This is a genomic window from Streptococcus sp. 20925_1_22 (assembly GCF_041431685.1).
Classification (GTDB): domain Bacteria; phylum Bacillota; class Bacilli; order Lactobacillales; family Streptococcaceae; genus Streptococcus.
In genome coordinates this window covers 373,382-393,697 of sequence record NZ_JAPVYE010000002.1, presented here as the reverse complement: position 1 = coordinate 393,697, position 20,316 = coordinate 373,382, and the positions used below count along the sequence as shown (strand labels likewise).

At 43.9% G+C, this 20,316-nt stretch carries 17 protein-coding genes; 3 read left to right on the top strand and 14 right to left on the bottom strand.

The features are described from left to right. Positions 1–143: 143 nt before the first annotated feature. A complete protein-coding gene (locus O3621_RS04425) occupies positions 144–2,099 on the bottom strand; it encodes a peptide ABC transporter substrate-binding protein (RefSeq protein ID WP_032911845.1) in 1,956 nt (651 codons plus the stop codon). A gap of 295 nt (positions 2,100–2,394) precedes the next feature. Here O3621_RS04425 and pbp3 point away from each other — a divergent pair, with 295 nt between their 5' ends. After that, positions 2,395–3,663, top strand: coding sequence for a D-alanyl-D-alanine carboxypeptidase PBP3 (gene pbp3 / locus O3621_RS04420; protein WP_314450236.1), 1,269 nt, complete (start codon positions 2,395–2,397; stop codon positions 3,661–3,663). A gap of 123 nt (positions 3,664–3,786) precedes the next feature. Here pbp3 and sufB read toward each other — a convergent pair whose 3' ends face one another. The 9 genes from sufB to O3621_RS04375 form a co-directional block, all read right to left on the bottom strand. Continuing rightward, on the bottom strand, positions 3,787–5,199 hold the full coding sequence (gene sufB, locus O3621_RS04415) for a Fe-S cluster assembly protein SufB (protein WP_002893631.1): 1,413 nt from the start codon (positions 5,197–5,199) through the stop codon (positions 3,787–3,789). Positions 5,200–5,216: 17 nt separating this feature from the next. Next, complete coding sequence (sufU, locus tag O3621_RS04410) at positions 5,217–5,654, bottom strand: Fe-S cluster assembly sulfur transfer protein SufU (RefSeq protein WP_314450238.1); 438 nt, start codon at positions 5,652–5,654, stop codon at positions 5,217–5,219. Continuing rightward, the gene (locus O3621_RS04405) at positions 5,641–6,873 is read right to left on the bottom strand and encodes a cysteine desulfurase (protein ID WP_314450240.1); all 1,233 of its coding nucleotides are present in this window, start codon (positions 6,871–6,873) and stop codon (positions 5,641–5,643) included. The genes sufU and O3621_RS04405 overlap by 14 nt, the downstream gene beginning before the upstream one ends. 41 nt (positions 6,874–6,914) lie before the next feature. Beyond that, on the bottom strand, positions 6,915–8,177 hold the full coding sequence (gene sufD, locus O3621_RS04400; RefSeq protein WP_004185458.1) for a Fe-S cluster assembly protein SufD: 1,263 nt from the start codon (positions 8,175–8,177) through the stop codon (positions 6,915–6,917). A 41-nt stretch (positions 8,178–8,218) separates the two neighbouring features. After that, complete coding sequence (gene sufC / locus O3621_RS04395; protein ID WP_002893635.1) at positions 8,219–8,989, bottom strand: Fe-S cluster assembly ATPase SufC; 771 nt, start codon at positions 8,987–8,989, stop codon at positions 8,219–8,221. 89 nt (positions 8,990–9,078) lie between these two features. Next, a complete protein-coding gene (locus O3621_RS04390) occupies positions 9,079–10,245 on the bottom strand; it encodes an MraY family glycosyltransferase (RefSeq protein ID WP_314448478.1) in 1,167 nt (388 codons plus the stop codon). Beyond that, the gene (gene mecA / locus O3621_RS04385) at positions 10,236–10,988 is read right to left on the bottom strand and encodes an adaptor protein MecA (protein ID WP_371513754.1); all 753 of its coding nucleotides are present in this window, start codon (positions 10,986–10,988) and stop codon (positions 10,236–10,238) included. The genes O3621_RS04390 and mecA overlap by 10 nt, the downstream gene beginning before the upstream one ends. Before the next feature lie 194 nt (positions 10,989–11,182). Next, complete coding sequence (locus tag O3621_RS04380; protein WP_314448481.1) at positions 11,183–12,025, bottom strand: undecaprenyl-diphosphate phosphatase; 843 nt, start codon at positions 12,023–12,025, stop codon at positions 11,183–11,185. 139 nt (positions 12,026–12,164) lie between these two features. Beyond that, complete coding sequence (locus O3621_RS04375; RefSeq protein WP_314448484.1) at positions 12,165–14,060, bottom strand: DUF2207 domain-containing protein; 1,896 nt, start codon at positions 14,058–14,060, stop codon at positions 12,165–12,167. Positions 14,061–14,191: 131 nt separating this feature from the next. Here O3621_RS04375 and O3621_RS04370 point away from each other — a divergent pair, with 131 nt between their 5' ends. After that, positions 14,192–15,757 carry an ABC transporter substrate-binding protein/permease gene (locus O3621_RS04370; RefSeq protein ID WP_314448486.1) on the top strand — a complete coding sequence of 522 codons (1,566 nt, stop codon included), beginning with the start codon at positions 14,192–14,194 and terminating at the stop codon, positions 15,755–15,757. Then, on the top strand, positions 15,754–16,494 hold the full coding sequence (locus O3621_RS04365; RefSeq protein WP_023917192.1) for an amino acid ABC transporter ATP-binding protein: 741 nt from the start codon (positions 15,754–15,756) through the stop codon (positions 16,492–16,494). Before O3621_RS04370 ends, O3621_RS04365 begins: the two co-directional genes overlap by 4 nt. Before the next feature lie 97 nt (positions 16,495–16,591). On the opposite strand, the gene O3621_RS04360 is transcribed toward O3621_RS04365, so the two are convergent. From O3621_RS04360 to ilvC, 4 genes are all read right to left on the bottom strand, one after another. Then, complete coding sequence (locus O3621_RS04360) at positions 16,592–16,807, bottom strand: hypothetical protein (RefSeq protein WP_002893653.1); 216 nt, start codon at positions 16,805–16,807, stop codon at positions 16,592–16,594. A 108-nt stretch (positions 16,808–16,915) separates the two neighbouring features. Next, positions 16,916–17,848 carry an SPFH domain-containing protein gene (locus tag O3621_RS04355; RefSeq protein WP_075202729.1) on the bottom strand — a complete coding sequence of 311 codons (933 nt, stop codon included), beginning with the start codon at positions 17,846–17,848 and terminating at the stop codon, positions 16,916–16,918. Positions 17,849–17,904: 56 nt separating this feature from the next. Then, on the bottom strand, positions 17,905–19,155 hold the full coding sequence (ilvA, locus tag O3621_RS04350) for a threonine ammonia-lyase IlvA (protein ID WP_048774108.1): 1,251 nt from the start codon (positions 19,153–19,155) through the stop codon (positions 17,905–17,907). A 99-nt stretch (positions 19,156–19,254) separates the two neighbouring features. After that, a complete protein-coding gene (ilvC, locus tag O3621_RS04345) occupies positions 19,255–20,277 on the bottom strand; it encodes a ketol-acid reductoisomerase (protein ID WP_002902418.1) in 1,023 nt (340 codons plus the stop codon). Positions 20,278–20,316: the final 39 nt, after the last annotated feature.

Here is a 20,316-nt window from a genome sequence, read left to right as displayed (position 1 = left end):
CGACAGGATGTAAACGCTTCAATGTAATGGAGAGTCATATAAAAAAGAGACTGGGACAAAATGTCTCAGTCTCGCTTTATCGTATTCACAAACTTTTGATTCCAAACTGTTTATAAAGAATCAAAAGCTCGCGGTTCAGAACCTTATTTAATGTGTTTTTCTAAGTCTTCTTGGGCTTTTTTATTGGATGCTTCCTTTTCTTTTTCCCATTTCTTAAGAGCCGCTTCATAGTCTTTAGCTGTAACAATATCATTTTGGAGCTCCATGTTCTTAAAGACATAGGCATCTCCTTTGATTCCGACATAAGAGTAAGACTTGGTAAATGGCACAACCTTCTGAACGACTGGTGAACCACCACCAGAAACACTAGGAATAACAATGGAGCTATCCGTCAACCAAGCCTGAGCTGCTGCGTATTTGGTGTAACGAGCATCTGTATCTTGTTTTTCTTGATCAGCTTCATCCAGCAAAGCCTTGTATTCATTCAAGCCAACCTTATTTGCCACATCAGCATTTTTCCCTTTTTCTATACCAATATTATCTGCAGCATCACCTGTTTCAGGGTTAAAGATATTCAGATAAGTTGATGGATCTTGGTAGTCTGCTGACCAGCCAGACATGTTGAGATCGTAGTCTTTCTGAGCTGCTGTTTCTGCAAAGTAGGCAGAATTATCAAAGTCATCTGTTGACATTTGCTGAACATCAATAACGACATTTTCTTGGCCAAGCGCTGATTCGACAGACTGTTTGAAGGAATTCGTCCGTTGTACCAAAACCTTGTCAGACTGATCGACAGGGACGTCAATATGGATTGGGAATTCTACACCTTCAGCTTGCAAGGTTTCTTTTGCCTTGGCAAATTCCGCCTTGGCTTTATCAGCATTGTAGATGCTGTCTTGGGCATCTGTCAGTTTGACACCGCTCCACTCATCACCGTATGTAGGAAGTTTGCTCTCTACTACATCTGAAAAGTCTTTGCCATCAACCTGCACGAAGCTAGGAGGAACTAGCAAGCTACGGATGAGTTTAGTCGCCCCATCTTTACCATTCATCTGAGCTCCAAAAGATGTCCGGTCAAAGGCAAAGTTGATTGCCTGACGGAAGTCTTTATTTTGAATAGCAGCTGTAGTTGATGCCTTTTGAGCATCTGATGTCTTAGACGAATGATTATAAGTCTTACGATTCAGATTGAAAGCAAAATAGAAACTAGTTGAATTCTGTGGTGTGTAAATAATATTGTCTTTGTACTGCTTTTCTACAGAAGCATAGTTAGAGCTCGTAGGGTAAAGCCGTGCTTGAGAATAAGCCCCGTCTGAGAAGTTGCGGATCAAGGATTCCTGATCCGAACCATCAAAATAAGTCAGTTTTATATTTTCAACCTTGACATTGTCCTTATCCCAATAGTTCTGGTTTTTAGCATATTCAATGACAGACTTAGAAGTGAATGCTTTCAGAACATAAGGTCCGTTATAAAGAATGGAAGAAGGTTTTACGGTACCAAAATCTTTGCCTTGTGACTTCAAGAAATCCTCATTGATGGGGAACAGAATCCCCATGGTCGTCTTAGAGTTCCAGTAGCTTTCTGGCTGGTTGAGCGTGTATTCGACCGTGTGGTCATCAACTGCTTTTACTCCAACTGTTGAGAAGTCTTTAGACTCTCCTTTGACATAGGCATCCAAGCCTTTGATAGAGCTTTGGACGATAGGAAGAGCTTCAGAATTTTCATCTGCCGCGTGCTTCAAACCTGCTACAAAGTCTTGTGCTTTAACCTCTGCATATTCTTCACCATCTGATGTGTACCACTTAGCATCTTTACGAAGCTTATAGGTATAGGTCAAACCATCCTTTGAAACAGTCCAGTCTTCCGCAATAGATGGAACCAAATTGCCATATTTATCATTTTCTAAAAGGCCGTCCACCAAGTTTGTAATAACATCGGACGTAGTAGCCCGATTTGAATTGACATAGTCCAAAGTATCAGGGTCACTCAAATAGACATAAGAATAGGTATTGCTGGCACTAGAGTTTCCACAAGCAGCTAAAATCAGTGTTGACACGACTGTCAGTCCAGTAATGGCCAACCATTTAGATTTTTTCATGAGCATTCTCCTTCTCAATTCAGTATATTGTATTATTATACAATATTTTTCTAAAAAAGTAAACGCTTTATGTAAAAAAGTAATAATTTTCTATTTTTCAGCCTTATAAACTGTGTTATTTCAAATATTTTTTAATTATTGTCATATTTTTCTATGCTAAACTTTATAAAAATGCGTTTAAAGTCAATATCAGCGCCTTTTTACATCTATTCTGTAATATTTTTATTATCCTTCATTTGTGAAAGAAAAGAGCTTTTTATGATACAATGGTTATATCTTGTTTTAGGGGAAAGAAATGAAACGATTATTCCTATGTTTACTAGTTTTGGTCGGAATGACCGCCAGCAAGGTTGCAGCAGATGATTTCAACATTGCAGCTAAGAGTGCAATGGCTGTAGACGCTACTTCCGGAAAGATTCTCTACGAAAAAGATGCTAATACTCCGATTGAAGTTGGCTCTATTACCAATCTTTTGACCGTCTATCTGGTCTATGAAGCCATTGACAGAGGAGATCTGACTGCCGATACCTATGTTGATATTTCAGACTACGCCTACAATCTGACAGCGAATCCAAATATCAGTAATGTCCCTTTGGAAGCCAAACGTTACAAAGTCAAGGACTTGATTGCCGCTTCCTTGATGTCCAGCTCCAACAGTGCCACGATTGCCTTGGCTGAGAAGGTTGGGGGCAGCGAAGAAAATTTCGTCCAAATGATGAAGGCCAAGCTCAAAGAATGGGGAATCACAGATGCTACTATTGTGAACTCCACCGGGCTGAATACTCTTCTTGTGGAATACGCATCTGAAGAAACAGGCTATACTGCCTCAGCTAGCACAGCTAAAAAAAGCAAGGACACTGAAAACAAATTCAGCGCCTACGACTTGGCTGTTATCAGCCGGCATCTGATTATGGACTTCCCTCAAGTGACAGACATCACGTCCAAGTCCACGGCCAAAATTGCGGGGACGAGTCTGGAAAATTATAACTTCATGCTGGAAAACCAGTCCAACTTCCGCTCAGGTGTAGACGGACTCAAAGCCGGCAGTTCGGAGAAGGGAGGATCTTCCTTTGTTGCAACGACTACTGAAAATGGTATCCGCATGATTACTGTTGTGCTGGACGTTGAGCAAACTGACGGTGACCCCTACGCACGCTTTGTAGCCACGGCCTCTTTGATGAACTATGTTTCGCAAAACTTCACTCAAACGACCATTGTGGCTGAGGGGGAAGCCTACAATAAAAGCCATTCAACCGTTATTGACGGCAAGCAAAAGACCGTGCCAGCTGTTGCAAGTAAGGACTTTACTATCATTGAGCGCATCGCCAATCAGGCGGAACACAAGGTGGAATTTTCTACCAACGAAAAAGGATTCCAAGCTCCGCTGAAAAAAAATACTGAACTCGGCACCTTGACCTATACCGACCCTGAACCGATCGGCCAAGGCTATCTGGAAAACAAAGCACCCTCTGTCACAATGGTGGCAGGCCAAGAGGTGGAAAAAAGTATTTTCTTCAAGGTCTGGTGGAATGACTTCGTCCGCTATGTCAACGAGAAACTATAAAGAACAACCGCGAATCAAATGATTCGCGGTTGTTTTGTATGTTTTGTAAATGTTGGACTAGAACTAGCAAACTTCTTTGAATATTAACTCGCAATGCGTGTCTTCAAGCAGTGATTTAAAGTTTTACCCAACTGATCCTTCCATTTCATAGCTGATGAGACGGTTAAGCTCAACAGCATACTCCATAGGCAGTTCTTTGGTGAAAGGCTCGACAAAGCCCATGACAATCATTTCGGTTGCTTCGGATTCGGACAAGCCCCGGCTCATGAGATAGTAGAGCTGCTCTTCTGAAATCTTAGAAACCTTGGCCTCATGCTCCAGAGCAACCTGAGAATTATGAATTTCATTAAAAGGAATGGTATCTGACGCTGAAATATCATCCATGATAATCGTATCACACTCAATATGGCTGACGGATTTCTGTGAATTCTTTCCAAAGGTCACTTGACCGCGGTAGTCCACTTTACCTCCGCCTTTAGCAATGGACTTAGACACGATAGATGAACTGGTATGCGGAGCATTGTGAATCATCTTAGCCCCTGTATCTTGGTGCTGATTGGTATTGGCAAAGGCAATAGACAACATGGTTCCTCGCGCTCCAGGCCCATCCAGATAGACAGACGGATACTTCATAGTTGTTTTCGCACCAAGGTTCCCGTCAATCCACTCAACTGTCGCATCTTTCATGGCCCGCGCCCGCTTGGTCACGAGATTATAGACATTGTCGGACCAGTTTTGAATAGTGGTGTAGCGCATATAGGCACCATCAAGGGCAAAAATTTCAACAATCGCAGCATGCAAGCTATTGCTGGAATAAGTCGGAGCTGTACATCCCTCAACATAATGGACGCTAGCGCCCTCATCAACAATAATCAAAGTCCGCTCAAACTGACCCGAATTTTCATTGTTAATCCGAAAATAAGTCTGCAAGGGAACATCTACCTTGACACCTTTTGGCACATAGATGAAGGTACCACCTGACCAGACGGCGGAGTTGAGAGCTGCTAGTTTGTTATCTGTTGGAGGGACCAATTTAGCAAAATACTGCTTGAAGAGCTCTGGGTATTCCTTAAGAGCTGAGTCGGTATCCGTAAAGACAATTCCTAGCTTTTGGAACTCTTCCTTCATATTGTGGTAGACCACTTCGGACTCATACTGAGCAGCCGCTCCAGCGAGGTATGCTCGCTCTGCTTCTGGGATCCCAATCTTCTCAAAGGTTTCCTTGATCTTCTCAGGCACTTCATCCCAGCTTCTAGCAGGCTTATCAGAGGCCTTTTGATAATAAATCAAGTCATCAAAATTAATTTCCGACAAATCCGGCCCCCAAGTCTGCATCGGCATCTTCTTGAAAGCCTCGTAGGATTTGAGGCGGAAATCCAGCATCCATTCTGGTTCATCCTTGGCTGCAGAAAGCTCACGAATGACCGCTTCATTCAGCCCTTTCCCTGTCGAGAGAACAGGCTCAACATCGTCATGAAAACCAAACTTGTACTCACCGAGATCAATCGGTTTTGGTTCTACTCTTTCTTCTGACATAATTTCCTTTCACATTCTTACTTTTTATCTTCTTCAATTGCTCGCTTGAGGGCATTCCAACCCAAGGTCGCACACTTAATTCGCTGCGGGAATTTGGCAACGCCTGCTAAAAAGGCTCCATCTCCCAATTCTTTCTGGCGACTGTCTTCCTTGCCCTGAACCATCTGTGAGAAAACTTCCGCTAACTCCAGTGCCTGCTCTTTTGTCTTGCCCAGAACCGCATCCGTCATCATGCTGGCCGAAGCCGTTGAAATGGTACAGCCGGAATTCACAAAGGCAATATCCTCAATGTGGTTTTCAGCATTAAACTTCACAGACAAGCTGATAACATCACCACAGGTCGGGTTATTGAGAACTACTTGCTCTACATCTTCTAGCTTACCATGATGATGGGGGTGATCCGAGTGGTCCGTCACAACCGCCTTGTAAAGACTGTCTAACTTAGAAAGCGCCATTGAAAAACTCCTTTGTCTTTTCTATAGCATCTACCAGCTTGTCGCAATCCGCATAAGTATTGTAGATATAGAAGCTGGCACGCACAGTCGCTGGCACCTGTAGATAGGTGAGCAAAGGCTGGGCACAATGGTGACCCGCCCGAACAGCTACTCCTTCGTAGTCTAGAGCCGTCGCGACATCATGCGGATGGAGACCATCCAGGTTAAAGGCAATCACACCTGATCGCTGGGCCAAATCCTGAGAGCCATAAATGGTCAAACCTTCCACTGCCTGCAGCTTAGGAAATACGTAGGCAATCAGGTCCTGCTCATGCTGGGCAATAGCATCCATACCCAAGTCTTCCAAATATTCAATGGCTGCTGCAAGACCGATTGCTCCTGCCATATTTGGCGTTCCAGCCTCAAACTTCCAAGGCAATTCCTTCCAGGTCGCTTCCTGCTCATAGACGAAATCAATCATTTCGCCACCGAACTCGACTGGTGACATCTGCTCTAGCAATTCTTCCTTGCCATAGAGAACCCCGATACCGGTCGGACCAGCCATCTTATGTCCCGAAAAGGCAAAGAAGTCCACATCCAAATCCTGCACATCAATCTTCATGTGCGGAATGGATTGAGCTCCATCCACCACCAAAAGTGCTCCTCGCTGATGAACCAGTTGGGCAATCTCCTTGATGGGATTGATAACTCCAAGGACGTTAGAAGCATGAGCCAGAGAGACAAACTTGGTTCGCTCATTGAGCTTGGCACGGAAATCTTCCATATCCAGAGCACCGTCTTTGAGATAGACATAGACCAACTTGGCTCCAGTCTTCCTACAAGCTTCCTGCCAAGGAATGATATTGGAATGGTGCTCCATGATAGAAATCAGCACTTCATCACCAGGCTGCAACCTTTCAGTCGCAAACTGAGCCACCCAGTTAAGTCCCGTCGTGGTTCCTCGCGTAAAGAGGACTTCTCTGCTTGAAGCTGCATTGATAAAAGAACGAACTCTTTCTCGGGCTGCTTCATAGGCTGCCGTCGCCCGCTCGGCTAGCGTATGCACACCGCGGTGGACATTGGCATTGTCTCTAAGATAGTAGCCCTCGATAGCTTCCAGCACCTGCTTAGGTTTCTGGGTCGTCGCCGCATTGTCCAAATAAACCAAAGGCTCATCATTGACAATTTGGTCCAAAATGGGAAAATCTTGCTTGATTGCTTCTGCATTAAATCCAGACATGAAGACTCCTATCTAACTAATACGGGACAAGGCCCAGCTTTTTATCTTTTTGCGAGAATAATATCGATATTTTCAATCATTTCATCACGGACTTCCTTAACAGGGATTTCTACAATCACTGAGCCTAAGAAGCCGCGCACGACCAAGCGCTCTGCTGTTGCCTTATCAAGACCCCGACTCATGAGGTAATACATATCCTCTGGATCCACCTGGCCGATAGAAGCCGCGTGACCAGCCGTCACATCGTTTTCATCAATCAAGAGGATTGGGTTAGCATCTGAGCGAGCCTGGTCAGACAGCATGAGAACCCGACTTTCCTGCTGGGCATCTGCTCCCTTAGCCCCTTTGATAATATGGCCGATACCATTGAAGGTCAAGGTCCCTTTTTCCAGAATAACCCCGTGCTGCAGGATATTTCCGATAGAGTTGCAGCCATAGTTAGTTACGCGGGTATCAATCCCCTGAACCTGCTTACCGCTTGAGAGAGCCACCACCTTCATATCCGCATGGCTACCCTTGCCATAGAGGTCGCTATCAAAGTCAGCCACAACATTGCCTTCGTTCATAACGCCGATGGCCCAGTCAATCATGGCATCATTATCCAGCTTGCCACGACGACTGATATAAGCTGTGACATTTTCGCCCAAGCGATCAATAGCTGAAAACTTAATCTGAGCTCCAGCCTGAGCAATAACTTCGACAGTGATATTGGCTGTTACTGGAACAGAGCCCTCACCATAAGTCTCCAAGCGTTCCAAGTAGTTAACCTTGGAATGCTTGCCTGCGATAATCAAAATATGCTTGTTAAAAGGAACATCGCTTTCGCTGTCCTGATAAAAAATTCCTTCAATTGGCTGGTCAATCTCAACATTGTCCGGCACATAAAGAACGGCACCGCTGTTGAAATAGGCAGTGTGGTAAGCTGCCAATTTGTCCTCGTCGTACTTGACCGCAGACATAAAATGCTTCTCTACCAGCTCTGGAATCTCTTCCAAAGCTGTGTGGAAATCTGTGAAGATCACACCTTGTGCTGCCAAATCAGCCGGCAATTGCTCCAGAACAGTATGAGTTCCCACCTGAACAAGTTTGAGATTGTCATCAAGTGCGGTAAAGTCTGGAACACTTGTCAGCGGCTCGCTCTCTGAAATACGGCCGTCTCCCAGATTCCAGCGGTGAAATTTAACCCGCTCAATACGTGGCAATTCTAACTGGTCAATTTTATCAAAGGCCTGCTGGCGCAGTTGAAAGAGCCAATCTGGCTCTGCATGTAGCTGTGAAAATTCTTGAATCAATTCTTTAGTCATGTCATTCTCCTATCTTTTATCAAAGTCAAAAGAATGTTTGACTAGGCTTCTTCGGTATAGGTGAAGCCCAACTCTTCAGCCAATTTAGCATAGCCTTCTTTCTCCAAGCGGACTGCCAATTCTGGACCGCCAGAAAGAACGACTTTACCATCCATCATGACATGAACCACATCTGGAGTGATATAGTTGAGCAGGCGTTGGTAGTGGGTGATAATCATAGCACCAAAGCCTTCACCGCGCATAGCATTAACCCCTTTGGACACAACCTTAAGAGCATCGATATCCAGACCTGAATCAATCTCATCCAGGAGCGCAAAAGTCGGCTCTAGCATGAGCAACTGCAGGATTTCGTTGCGCTTCTTTTCACCACCGGAGAAACCTTCATTAAGATAACGCTCAGCCATTTCTTCTTTCATGTTGAGCAGTTCCATCTTTTCATCCAGCTTCATGATAAAGTCGCGGACGGAGATTTTTTCCTCGTCTTCTTTGCCAGCATTCATGGCAGCACGGAGAAACTCTGCATTAGTAATGCCAGGAATTTCACTAGGGTATTGCATAGCCAGGAAGAGTCCCATGCGAGCACGCTCATCCACTTCCAGCTCCAAAATATTGACCCCATCAAAAAGCACCTCTCCTTGAGTCACTTCGTAGTTAGGATTACCCATGATAGCTGCAGACAAGGTTGACTTCCCTGTTCCATTTGGGCCCATGATGGCTGCAACCTCTCCCGTTTTCAGAGTGAGATTCACTCCTTTGAGAATTTTTTTCCCTTCGATTTCAACATGAAGATCTTTGATTTCTAAGACAGACATTTCTTTTTCCTTTCTTTGCTTAGCTGATTTACATACTTTAGTATACCAAAAAAAAGCCCAAAAGGCTTTTATTTTGTTTAGAGCTATTCTTATTTATCCCTCTTTTGACGCCATTTCCGCCGAACTTCCTCTCGGTAGGAGGAATTCCCAATAAAGCGGAGAATATTGAGCAAAGGAGTACGATTAGGTCCCAAAACTCCGACCAACTCAGCAAAGAGCTCAACTCCCAGAAGTAAGCCAATCATCAAGAGCACGCCCCCAATTCGACTGGAAACATTCAACAAGAGAGAAATCATGGCAAAGACCAGTGAAATCCCATAGATAACCAACACTGTTCCTCGGTGAGTCAATCCCAAGGACAAGAGTCTGTGATGGAGATGGTGCTTGTCAGGTGTGTAGAATTTCTGACCAGATAGAGTACGGCGGATAATCGCCAGAAAAGTATCCGTAATCGGCACCCCTAAGATAATCATAGGAGTCACGACCGCAACAGCCGTCGCATTTTTTAGCCCTTGTAGGGACAGAACAGCAATCATAAAGCCGATGAAGAGGGCTCCTGTATCACCAAGATAAATGATAGCTGGGTGGTAATTGTAAGGGAAAAAGCCTGCAATTGACAAGACCAAGACGAAAATAGTCAAGGTCAAAAAGAGATTATGCTGGGGCAAAAAGAAGTAAGAAACAATCCCCATCGTCACCAAGGAGATGATGGACACCCCACTTACCAGACCATCCAGACCGTCAATCAAATTAACTGCATTGGTGATAGAAATAATCCACACCACTGTCAAAATATAGGACAGCCAAGGCTCAAAATGCAGGAAAGGTCCGCCAAAAGGAAGCTTAAAATCATCCAATCGGAAGTCTGTCAGCCACCAGATTAGACTGGCTGCTAGAACAATCCCACCCATTTTCAGCATAGGCGACAGCTCTTTGATATCATCAATCAGCCCTGTAAAAGCAATAATCAAACCACCTAGTACAACCGGCCAAACATAATCAAAATAGGTCTGTCCAAAAAAATCTACAGCAACAATCTGCGGCATCAAGAGCAGAGTAGAGATAGAAAAGGCCGCTACAATCGCCAACCCGCCACTGCTAGGCATGGGCTTTTTATTGATGCGGCGAGCATTGGGATAATCTACCGCACCAATCTTAAAGGCTAGGAGTCGAACCAAGGGTGTCAGAATCACCCCGATAAAAAAAGTTCCCAGCAATACCAAGATAAACTTTAAAGGAAAAGTAATCATAGGCATTCAACCTTTTGCAGACCGGAGACAGCATCTGTCACCAAGAGCAGGTGCCCGTGCTCCTGTAGCACTGCCCGAGTAATATCCGAATCATCTGCAAACTCACGCATTTTAGCCAAGAGCCAAGCTGGATAGCGCTCTGGGCAGCCTTCAACGTCTACCAAAATCGTCAAATAATAAGCTGAATCATACTTATAAAGCTCTGATAAGTCAATCTTATAGTCCACCGTCTGGGCAAAGGTCGCAGCAGCCTTGATATCTTCAAAACGCAGGATATAGTATATATAGCGCTCTGCATTTTCTGCTGACTGCTCATCGGCCGCCTCCTGAGAAAGCTGCTCCCCTTCCTCCGCTTCGGCTGTTTCCAAAGATTGAACTGCTTCTATGTCTTCCTTACTCTTTTCAAAAATGCTCTTTTCCAGTGTCTTGAGGAATTCATCTGGAGACATATGAGATAGCTCATCCATGTCTGGCAGATCTGCCAAATCCTCAAAACTCAGATTCTTATCCAACTTAGACTTGGTAACAAAAACATCCACCTTATCTGGCTTAGGCGTCACACGGAAACTCAGCATACCGCTGTCCAAAAAATTATCCGGCATTTCCAACTCATCTAAGATGGTATAGAAAAACTCTTCCGTCTTTTCTTGGGGAACCAAGAAATCGGCCATTTCCATGCCACGCTCTTCCAAATCTTCCAGCTGAATCGTGATTTTTATGGTCGAATCACTAATCTGTTTCATTTCCATATCTCTACCTCATACACTTCTAGTCCTACCATTATACTAAAAAATCCCCTGTATTTCAAAAAATAGCTAGTATTGCTCTGAAAATGGAAGTTGTTGGAAAGAAAAGATTCCTTACAAGAAAAAACTCTCAGAAAATTCCGAGAGCTTCTTATTTCACTGCATGAGATAGTCAGGGAAACATTAAAATTGCCTTTTTATCCCATCAAAACTTTGATGGCTGCATAAACCAGAAGCACGCCGCCTAGACCAATCCGATATTTCCCAAAAATTGTAAAGTCATGCTTTTTGACGTAGTCTGTCAGGAAACGAATCACGACTAGACTGACACCAAAGGCCACCCCCATGGCAACTAAGAGCAAGAAAATTTGCCCAAATCCCAGACTGTTCCCATTCTTGATAAACTTAAGAATTTTCCAGCCACTAGCGCCAAACATAATGGGAATCCCCAGATAGAAAGTGAACTCTGTCACGACAGAACGACTGACACCATTCAAGAGACCGCCGACAATGGTGGCACCAGAACGGCTAGTCCCAGGAAAGAGAGCTAGAATCTGAAAGAGACCAATTTGCAAGGCAGTCTTGTAAGGAAGAGAGGCTAAATCTGTCACGACAGGCTCCTCTTGTTCGCGTCTTTCCAGATAGATAAAGGCAGCCCCATAAACAATCAACATCACTGACACAGAGACCAGATTGTAGAAATGTGCTTCAAACCAATCATCCAAGAATAAGCCGATAACAGCAGCCGGCAAGGCTGCCACGACCACCTTGGCCCAAAGCTGCCAGGTCTTTTGAACCTGACGTGCTGACTTGCCTGGTTTAAAAGGGTTGAGCTTGTCAAAATAGATGACGACGACCGCCAAAATTGCTCCCAGCTGGATAACGACATTAAACATTTCCATAAAGGCTGGACTTTGATTTTTATACTGGATAAAGTCTTGAATCAAAATCAAGTGCCCTGTACTGGAAATCGGTAGCCATTCTGTGATTCCTTCGATGATACCGTAAATAATAGAGATAAAAATTTCAATGATAAACATAGAATACTCCTGAAACAAGGGTCTACTCAAGGAAAGTCACAGTTAAATTCCCAAAGAGTATTAGGTCTTATTATATCACAATTTCAAGGCTAGGAAAAGCCAGTACGATAACTTTTCTTGCTAGCAGAGAGCTTGTCTATTAGAAAGCTCCACCGCCTCCGCCGCCTCCGCCGCCGGAGAACCCACCACCTGAACTTCCGCCAGATGAGACAGAGAAATTGCTGGCTGTGGTGGCTACATGGCCGTAGTTTGAGAAACTGTGCATACTGCTATAGAAGGCATAGTGCAGGTTAGCCTGAACATAGCTGTCCATAGATGGATTTTGCAAGTGAATCTGGCGCAGAGCCATGACACGGCTGACACGATCTGCATAGCCAAAGAGGGTCGCATAGACCAAGAGACGGTTCCAAAGGATAATGCCTTCGATTTCTGTCTTGTCCAGATGGGCAATATCTCGCAGCATATTGGAAAAACTTCTCCACAGATAGTAATCATGCGCGCCTTCATCATTCAGGACGCCATCTCGCCAATAAAGCTGTGCCTTACTAGCAAAAATGAGAATCAAAACAAGCCCCATCAGTGCTAAGGGAATATATACCCAGATAAAGCCTCCAAAAGCGCCCAAGTAGACAAATAAAAATCCAAGAGAAAATAGTAAAACAGCACTAGCTAGAATAATGGCAGTAATCAGTAATCTCTTTTCCTGAACTTTAAGAGGCCGGTAGTGACTAAAGAGATCCAAACGCTTGCCTTCCGATCGCACTTCTTTAGATAAGGAGCGCAAACTGTTAGTAAATAAGGACTTGATATTACTACCAATGTTACGGATATAGGACTCATCTGCAGAAGACTTGTGCTTATAAATATCTTCTGAAATTTGATAGGCTGAAAAGAGATCTTTCACCCTAGCCTGGGATTGCTTATTAAAAGCCATGCCCAAAAAACGTCTCTCAAAGTCCGCTAGCCCATCATAGGTTGCTATTTGCAGAACAGGATTTTCAGCATCTCCCTGCAGGAGGAGATTACCCCTATCCAGCAGGTCTAACAAAGTCGCCTGAACCATGTTTTCAAAGTTCAGCACTGCCTTACCGCCCCTAGTCGGATCGACATCCTCCATGTCTACTGCGTAAATATTTTCCGCCAAGACAAGGGGAGCCAAGTCCTGAGGAGCTTCGTATAGACGGGCATTCTTGGGATAAGACTGCTTAGGCTTGATCTTCTGGGCAAAGACAAAATAAAGAATAGCCGCTGCAAGGATGGCACATAAGAGCAGCAAGGGCATATAAATTTCTCCTAGTTGCCGGTAAAAGACCGTCTTGCGGGCAATTTTTTCTTCTTGAGCTTTAAAGGTTGGCAAGTAGTCGCTCTCGTCTTCATTCTGGGACACAAGAGAGACCGCTTGTCGATCCCAATAGCCGTGGAGCTCGACATTATCACCCGAGCCAATTCCATTGAGTTTGACCAGATAGTCGGTGCCATCCTTATCCACGAAAGGCTGGGTTCCAAAGTAGCCACTATGAGCAAAAAGCTCGCTCTTATCTGGATTGCTCAAGCCAGAAACTGTCAAAACGACTTCTCCTATCCCCTGATCCCAGTCGCTGATAGGAGTCCAGTTGAGCTCAGCAATATCCCTGTGAAGAAAAAGGAGATTTCTCAACTGCCAAGTCACAGTGACTATGACTCGGTCACCATCGTAGCCTGAATTATAGATTTTGACCTCATAACCATCGCCCAAATCTTTGATTTCTGGTCTAAAGTCCACATCAGTCTCACCATTGGTCAGAATCGAGACCGTCGGATTTCCATCAATAGCAAAGCCATTGGGCATCTTTCCAGCCGAGCCCAGCGAGACAATTTGACCATTGTAGTCGTCATTAAACTTGTAGGTCACTTTCTCTGTGTAGGTAGCTGTATTGTCCTCACGCAAGGCCAGATCGCCTTGATAGGATTCAATATCATAGTCAACAGCCGAGACAACCCGACCAAAACAAAGGCAGGAAAATAAAACCAACAGAAGATAAAAATATCGCTTCATATTCAACCTCTCTTTACAGATACTTTGCTCTATTATATCATTTTTATCAAGTAAGGGCTTACCGAGATTGAAAAGAGGAACTATTTTCGGTAGAATAGGAAGAACTATTATTAGATAAGCAGGAGAATCCCATGAAGAAATTATTACTCACTTTATTTACAGCCCTCCTGGTCACCTTAGGAACGGTCCATGTTATTCAGGCCGATGACTACCTGAGAATCGGTATGGAGGCAGCCTACGCTCCCTTCAACTGGACTCAGGATGATGATTCCAACGGTGCTGTAAAAATCGAAGGCACCAACCAATATGCCAACGGATACGATGTGCAGATTGCCAAAAAAATTGCACAAGAGATGGGCAAGGAACCTCTGGTTGTCAAGACTTCTTGGAATGGCTTGATTCCTGCTCTGACCTCTGGCAAGATTGATATGATTATTGCTGGTATGAGTCCAACTGCCGAGCGGAAAAAGGAAATCGCCTTTTCCAACAGTTACTACACCAGCGAGCCAGTTCTCCTAGTTCGTAAAGATGGAAAATATGCATCCGCTAAGACTCTAGAAGACTTCAAAGACGCTAAAATTACTTCCCAGCAAGGAGTTTACCTCTACAATCTCATTGACCAGCTGCCTGGCGCAAAAAAAGAAACAGCTATGGGCGATTTTGCCCAGATGCGTCAAGCCTTGGAATCCAGGGTTATTGATGGCTATATCTCTGAGCGGCCAGAAGCCTTAACTGCAGAAGCTGCCAACTCCAACTTCAAAATGATTCAATTTGAGAAAGGTTTTGAAGTCGGCGAAGAAGACGCTTCCATTGCTATCGGGATGCGCAAGGATGACAATCGTATCGAGCAAGCCAATGCAGCAATCGCTAAGATTACTACCAATGACCAAGTCAAGCTGATGGATGAGATGATTCAGAAACAGCCTGTTGATACGGATAGTGAAACAACGAATGAATCATTCTTCAGTCAAGTTGCTAAGATTCTGGCTGAAAACTGGCCTCAATTCCTACGCGGAGCTGGGTTGACCTTGCTTATTTCGATAACAGGAACCATTGCAGGCCTCATCATCGGACTGCTGATTGGAGTTTATCGGACGGCACCAGCTTCTAAGAATAAACTCCTGGCATCACTGCAAAAAATCTTCGGCTGGTTCTTAAATATCTATATTGAGATTTTCCGTGGAACTCCAATGATTGTTCAGTCCATGGTTATCTACTACGGAACAGCCCAGGCTTTCGGAATCTCTATCGACCGAACTATCGCGGCCATTTTCATCGTCTCCATCAATACTGGAGCTTATATGAGTGAGATTGTCCGCGGTGGTATATTTGCTGTTGATAAAGGGCAATTTGAAGCCGCAACAGCACTGGGTATGACTCATGGTCAGACCATGCGCAAGATTGTTCTGCCTCAGGTCGTCCGCAATATTCTGCCCGCAACCGGTAACGAATTTGTCATCAATATCAAGGATACATCTGTGCTGAACGTTATCTCGGTAGTCGAGCTTTATTTCTCTGGAAATACTATCGCTACCCAGACCTACCAATACTTCCAAACCTTTACCATCATCGCTGTAATCTACTTTGTCCTGACATTCAGCGTGACACGCATCCTGCGCTATGTTGAAAAACGCTTCGACACAGACAACTACACGACAGGTGCCAATCAAATGCAGACAGGAGAAGTAAAATCATGACAGAAACCATTTTAGAAATTAAAAACCTCAAGAAGTCCTACGGTGAAAACCAAGTCCTCAAGGACATCTCCCTCACCGTTCATAAAGGAGAAGTGATTTCCATCATCGGCAGCTCCGGCAGCGGAAAGTCAACCTTCCTGCGCTCCATTAACCTTCTGGAAACGCCAACTGGCGGACAGATTTTCTATCGCGGCAAGAATGTTCTGGACGAGAATTACGACTTGACCCATTACCGTGAAAAGCTGGGCATGGTCTTTCAGTCTTTCAATCTCTTCGAGAATCTTAATGTCCTTGAAAACACTATCGTCGCTCAGACAACAGTTCTGAAAAAAGAACGGTCAGAAGCCGAGAAAATTGCCAAAGAAAACCTCAACAAAGTTGGCATGGGCGAGCAATACTGGCAGGCCAAGCCTAAGCAACTCTCAGGAGGTCAGAAGCAGCGGGTCGCTATTGCCCGCGCCCTCTCCATGAATCCTGATGCCATCCTCTTTGACGAGCCGACTTCAGCCCTCGACCCTGAAATGGTCGGTGAAGTTCTGAAAATCATGAAAGAACTAGCTCAGGAAGGGCTGACAATGATTGTCGTGACCCACGAAATGGAATTTGCCCGTGATGTTTCCAGCCATGTTATCTTTATGGACAAGGGCGTCATTGCTGAAGCTGGCAGCCCGCAGGATATCTTCACCAATCCCAAAGAAGAAAGAACTAAAGAATTCCTGCAACGCTTCCTCAGCTAAATTACTTCTATTTTCAAAAACAAAAAAAGGAATCTGGAACTAAGTCCAGATTCCTTTTTTGATTTAATGAGCAATATCAGTTGCACAATTTTGAAGTTTAGTCTTCAAATTTTTCATGGTTTTTGTCGTAGAAATCAATCAAGCCAAGAGCTGTTTCAAAAGAGATATTTTTCACTTTTGCACGTCCTTGAGCAAGAGCAATGATAGACATTTCACGTGCATTTGTTTCTTTACTAATACGGTAACCAGTGATCTTCTTATCACGTACCCAACTAACAACAGATTCTACTTTCTCGAAATTAGATTTAGCCATTTCTTACTCCTCTCTATTCTAGCTACATCAACTACTATAATTGTTTTTATACAGTTTGTCAACTTAAACAAACCAAATTCGAACAAATTAAATAATTCTGAATTTTCTTTACTTAGCTTTGAGGGCTGAAAGTATCTGAGTCCGAATACTTTCGACACCTTCTGGATTTGCTGGAAGGAAGATGGTATTATTACCCGAACTATCTGCAAAATTATTCAGCGTATCCAGGTACTGATTGGTCAAAAGAATAGACATAATCTGCTCTTCTGTCAACTCAATGTTGGCGCCCTTCAATTCCTTGATCGAATCTGCCAAACCATCCACAATGGCCTTCCGCTGCTCGGCAATACCAACCCCATGCAGGCGGTCTTTCTCAGCTTCTGCAGAGGCAGCTGTCACAATCTTAATCTTATCCGCTTCAGCCAATTCCTGAGCAGCCACACGCTTACGCTGCGCCGCATTGATTTCGTTCATAGACTGTTTAACTTCAGCATCAGGCTCAACCTTGGTAATCAAGGTTTTGACAATGATATAGCCATAGGTCGACATTTCTTCAGCTACCTGTTTTTGGACCTCTAGGGCAATTTCGTCCTTCTTTTCAAAGAGCTCATCCAAGGTCAGTTTTGGAACGGAGGAACGAAGGGCATCTTCAATATAGGACTTAATCTGTGCTTCTGGCCGCATAAGTTTGTAATAAGCATCAATTACGTTGTTCTCATTTACACGATACTGGGTCGCAACATTCATAGTTACGAAAACATTATCCTGTGTCTTGGTCTCAACGACAATCTCGCTCTGCAGCAAACGCAGCTGAACGCGAGCTGCTATCTTGTCAATCCCTAAAGGAAGACGAAAATTGATACCACTGCTGCTGGTTTTGTGATAGCGTCCAAAACGCTCAATGATTGCCACAGATTGCTGACGAACCACATAGACTGCACTAAGCAGCAAGAATATTAAGATTATGATCAATATGATAAAGAAAAATGGAATAAAAAACATGTTCAAGCCTCCTTGATTCACTATAGTATATTCTAACATATTTAATTTGCAGTTTCAAACGAAAGCATACAAATTAGGCTAAAATATCTTTACAATCAGACAAGCATATTGTAGAGTGTTTCATTCCCGTTCAGATTGATAAAGGACGGATCAAACTGCTCAATACGGTTAATCAAAGAAGCATAATCATGCTTATCTGCCAGAGAAATACCAATCAAAACTGGTCCCGTTCCCTTGCTTGCCCGCTTGATATATTCAAAACGAGTGATATCGTCATTGGGTCCTAAAATATCATTCACAAATTCTCTCAGGGCACCCGGACGCTGCGGGAAGTTAACCACGAAATAATGCTTGATACCATCATAAATAAGCGCCCGTTCTTCCATCTCTGGCATACGGTTGATGTCATTATTACCACCTGAGATAATGCAACAGATAGTCTTCCCCTTGATATACTCGCTCAGAACTTCCAAAGCAGCAACACTTGCCGCACCAGCTGGCTCTGCGACAATCCCTTGCTTGGAGTATAGGTCAATGATGGTCTCTGAAATAAGCCCTTCATCTACACCGATAAGGTTTTGAACATTCTTTTGTGTAACCTCATAGGTTGACTCACCAACCTTCTGTACTGCGATGCCGTCAGCAAATTTGTCGATTTCTTTAAGCTTGACCGGACCTCCAGCTTCAAAAGCTGCTTTCATACTGCGGGCACCGTTGGCTTCCACACCAACAACTTCGATAGCTGGCTGACTTTCTTTGATATAGGTTGAGACTCCTGATATCAGTCCGCCGCCACCAACTGGTACTAAAACTGCATGAAAATCGATAGCTTCTCTCTTGGCCTCGTCTAAGATTTCATAAGCCACTGTTCCTTGACCAGCTTGGACATCTTCATTATCAAAAGGATCGATAAAGGTGCGGTTTTCAGCCTTAGTATAGTCAAGCGCAGCCTTGGCCGAAGCATCAAAGGTATCTCCAACCAGCTTGATATCCACAAATTCACCACCAAAGAAGCGGACTTGGCCAATCTTCTGCTGAGGAGTCGTGATGGGCATAAAAATAGTTGCTGGAATTTTCATTTCCTTACAAGTATAGGCCACTCCTTGGGCGTGATTTCCCGCAGAAGCACAGACAACTCCACGCTGACGTTCTTCTTCGTTAAGTTGAGAAATGGCATAATAAGCCCCACGAAGTTTAAAAGAGCGCACCCGCTGCATATTTTCTTTCTTTAGGTAAATCTTAGCCTGGTACTTCTCTGACAAATAATGGTCGTAGTCAAGAGGTGTATTGACAACCACATCTTTTAACACTTTATGAGCATGCGTGATATCTTTTGCTCTGAGCATATTTTTTCCTTCCCTGTCTTTCCAGTTTATTCTCTATCAAGCAAAACAAGGGGCTGGGAATTCGCATTCCAACCCCTAATGTCTTATATGCTTTTTATCTTAATTGTAAATCTTGAAAGCATCGTCGTCGTTTTTACCAACGAATGGCATTGCTTTACGCAATTCTGCACCGACCTTTTCAATCTCCAGATTAGCAGCTTGCTCGCGGTAAGCAGTCAGTTTTGGACGACCAGCTTTATAGTCATCAACGAAGTCGTTCGCAAATTTACCGTTTTGGATATCAGCCAAGACCGCCTTCATGTTTTCTTTGACTTGCTCAGTAATCACGCGCGGACCAGATACATAGTCACCATATTCGGCTGTATTTGAGATAGATTGACGCATCTTCTTGAAGCCACCTTCATAGATCAAGTCCACAATCAGTTTCATTTCGTGAAGCACTTCAAAGTAAGCCAATTCTGGCGCATAGCCTGCTTCAGTCAAGACTTCAAATCCTGCTTCAATCAGGGCAGTCAGACCACCACAAAGCACAGCTTGTTCACCAAAGAGATCTTCTTCTGTTTCTTCTTTATAAGTTGTTTCAAGAAGTCCAACACGAGCCGCACCAACACCTTTACACCAGTCCATTGCGATGTCTTTGGCATTTCCAGTAGCGTCTTGATAAACTGCATACAGAGCTGGTACACCAAAACCTTCTTCGAAAGTACGGCGAACCAAGTGACCAGGACCTTTCGGTGCACACATGAAGACATCTACATCAGCAGGAACTTTGATAAATTCAAAATGGATGTTAAAACCATGAGCAAATCCAACTGCGTTTCCAGCTTCCAAGTTTGGAGCGATTTCTGCTTCATAGAGATCTTGTTGGATTTCATCTGGAGCCAAAATCATGATAACATCAGCCAATTTAGCTGCTTCTGCTACTGTATAAGTATCAAAGCCATCTTCTTTAGCCTTGTCAAATGACTTACCAGGACGAACACCGATAATCACATCGTGGCCAGTATCACGCAAGTTTTGCGCATGAGCATGACCTTGTGAACCATAGCCGATTACGGCAATTTTCTTACCGTCAAGTGCTGCTACTTTTACATCTTTTTCGTATTCCATTGTTACTGCCATAAGTTTTACTCTCTTTTCTATTTTTATTGCCTGTTAGGC

What these genes read in the sequence shown, in the direction of transcription:
- O3621_RS04405 (WP_314450240.1), bottom strand. Translation starts at nt 6,873, where the DNA reads ATGTCTGGATTTAATGCAGAAGCAATCAAGCAAGATTTTCCCATTTTG.
- O3621_RS04360 (WP_002893653.1), bottom strand. Translation starts at nt 16,807, where the DNA reads ATGGCTAAATCTAATTTCGAGAAAGTAGAATCTGTTGTTAGTTGGGTA.
- O3621_RS04425 (WP_032911845.1), bottom strand. Translation starts at nt 2,099, where the DNA reads ATGAAAAAATCTAAATGGTTGGCCATTACTGGACTGACAGTCGTGTCA.
- mecA (WP_371513754.1), bottom strand. Translation starts at nt 10,988, where the DNA reads ATGGAAATGAAACAGATTAGTGATTCGACCATAAAAATCACGATTCAG.
- sufD (WP_004185458.1), bottom strand. Translation starts at nt 8,177, where the DNA reads ATGACTAAAGAATTGATTCAAGAATTTTCACAGCTACATGCAGAGCCA.
- pbp3 (WP_314450236.1), top strand. Translation starts at nt 2,395, where the DNA reads ATGAAACGATTATTCCTATGTTTACTAGTTTTGGTCGGAATGACCGCC.
- O3621_RS04375 (WP_314448484.1), bottom strand. Translation starts at nt 14,060, where the DNA reads ATGAAGCGATATTTTTATCTTCTGTTGGTTTTATTTTCCTGCCTTTGT.
- O3621_RS04365 (WP_023917192.1), top strand. Translation starts at nt 15,754, where the DNA reads ATGACAGAAACCATTTTAGAAATTAAAAACCTCAAGAAGTCCTACGGT.
- sufC (WP_002893635.1), bottom strand. Translation starts at nt 8,989, where the DNA reads ATGTCTGTCTTAGAAATCAAAGATCTTCATGTTGAAATCGAAGGGAAA.
- O3621_RS04355 (WP_075202729.1), bottom strand. Translation starts at nt 17,848, where the DNA reads ATGTTAGAATATACTATAGTGAATCAAGGAGGCTTGAACATGTTTTTT.
- O3621_RS04380 (WP_314448481.1), bottom strand. Translation starts at nt 12,025, where the DNA reads ATGTTTATCATTGAAATTTTTATCTCTATTATTTACGGTATCATCGAA.
- O3621_RS04370 (WP_314448486.1), top strand. Translation starts at nt 14,192, where the DNA reads ATGAAGAAATTATTACTCACTTTATTTACAGCCCTCCTGGTCACCTTA.
- ilvA (WP_048774108.1), bottom strand. Translation starts at nt 19,155, where the DNA reads ATGCTCAGAGCAAAAGATATCACGCATGCTCATAAAGTGTTAAAAGAT.
- O3621_RS04390 (WP_314448478.1), bottom strand. Translation starts at nt 10,245, where the DNA reads ATGCCTATGATTACTTTTCCTTTAAAGTTTATCTTGGTATTGCTGGGA.
- sufU (WP_314450238.1), bottom strand. Translation starts at nt 5,654, where the DNA reads ATGGCGCTTTCTAAGTTAGACAGTCTTTACAAGGCGGTTGTGACGGAC.
- ilvC (WP_002902418.1), bottom strand. Translation starts at nt 20,277, where the DNA reads ATGGCAGTAACAATGGAATACGAAAAAGATGTAAAAGTAGCAGCACTT.
- sufB (WP_002893631.1), bottom strand. Translation starts at nt 5,199, where the DNA reads ATGTCAGAAGAAAGAGTAGAACCAAAACCGATTGATCTCGGTGAGTAC.